Source organism: Solemya elarraichensis gill symbiont, assembly GCF_002021095.1.
Lineage (GTDB): Bacteria > Pseudomonadota > Gammaproteobacteria > Chromatiales > Chromatiaceae.
On sequence record NZ_MPRK01000309.1, the window covers coordinates 1 to 1777 of the forward strand.

Genomic DNA, 1777 nt, shown 5'->3' on the forward strand with positions numbered 1-1777 from the left:
GGTGATATTAGTATTTTTGTACCTACATCAGTAGAGGCATTGCTCAAGCAACGCTTATAAAATTTTTACCCCTAATCCTTGAAAAAAAAATGCCCATCCCTATATAGGGCGTATATTAAATATTAAGGAGTAAAAAATGTCAAGGATTATCGGTATTGACTTAGGTACAACCAATTCGTGCGTAGCTATTATGGATGGCGGTAACGTTAAAATTATTGAAAATTCTGAAGGTGATCGCACCACACCATCCATTATTGCTTATCCAAAAGATTCTGAAGAAGTTTTGGTTGGTCAGCCGGCAAAACGTCAGGCAGTTACTAATCCAGAAAATACATTATACGCAATTAAACGTTTAATTGGTCGTCGTTTTGACGAAGATGCTGTACAAAAAGATATTAACCTTGTACCTTATAAAATTGTTAAAGTTGACAATGGTGATGCCTGGGTTGAAGTTAAAGGTAAAAAAATGGCTGCACCTGAAATTTCAGCAAAAGTCATTGGTAAAATGAAAAAAACTGCTGAAGATTATTTGGGTGAAGAAGTCACCGAAGCAGTTATCACAGTTCCTGCTTATTTCAATGACTCACAGCGTCAAGCAACTAAAGATGCTGGAAAAATCGCAGGTCTTAATGTTAAGCGCATTATCAATGAGCCAACTGCAGCAGCATTGGCTTATGGTGTTGATAAAGTTAAAGGTAACAAAACCATTGCTGTTTATGACTTAGGCGGTGGTACATTTGACGTATCTATTATTGAAATGGAAGATATTGATGGTGAAAAGCACTTTGAGGTACTCTCTACCAATGGTGATACTTTTCTAGGTGGTGAAGATTTTGATCAACGTATTATTGGCTATTTAGTAGATGAGTTCAAAAGAGACCAAGGTGTTGATTTAACCAATGATCCTATGGCACTACAACGCCTAAAAGAAGCAGCTGAAAAAGCCAAAATTGAACTGTCTTCTTCTGAACAAACTGACGTCAACTTACCTTACGTGACTGCAGATGCCTCAGGCCCTAAACACCTTAATATCAAAATTACTCGTGCTAAATTAGAATTATTGGTTGAAGATCTACTTAAACGCACTATTGAGCCATGCAAAACTGCACTTAAAGATGCAGATTTATCTGCAAGTGATATTGATGAAGTTATCTTAGTAGGTGGTCAAACACGTATGCCTAAAGTAACAAAAATGGTACAAGACTTCTTTGGTAAAGAGCCTAAAAAAGATGTTAACCCTGACGAGGCAGTAGCGATGGGTGCTGCAATTCAAGCAGGCGTATTAGGTGGTGATGTTAAAGATGTATTGTTACTAGACGTAACACCATTGTCTTTAGGCATTGAAACCATGGGTGGTATTATGACTAAATTAATTGAGAAAAACACAACCATACCTACTAATGCAAGCCAAATATTTTCAACCGCGGTTGACAATCAATCTGCAGTAACTGTGCATGTATTACAAGGAGAGCGTAACATGTCTAGTGCCAATAAATCATTAGGTCAATTCAATCTTGAGGGCATTCCAAATGCGCCTAAAGGTCAACCTCAAGTCGAAGTAACATTTGACATTGATTCTGATGGTATTTTAGATGTATCTGCCAAAGACAAAAATACTGGTAAAGAGCAGTCGATCACCATTAAAGCCTCATCTGGATTGAGCGATGAAGAAGTTGAAAAAATGATCAAAGATGCTGAAGCACATGCTGATGAGGATAAAAAATTCCAAGAATTGGTCGCCAGTAAAAATATGGCAGATTCTTTAATACACTCAACC

The 1777-nt window shown here is 37.3% G+C and carries 1 protein-coding gene; it reads left to right on the forward strand.

Going from position 1 to position 1777, the window contains the following annotated elements; all coding sequences use genetic code 11:
- Window positions 1-136 precede the first annotated feature (136 nt).
- On the forward strand, window positions 137-1777 hold a 1641-nt coding region (gene dnaK / locus BOW51_RS10495; RefSeq protein ID WP_078477663.1), incomplete at its 3' end, for a molecular chaperone DnaK.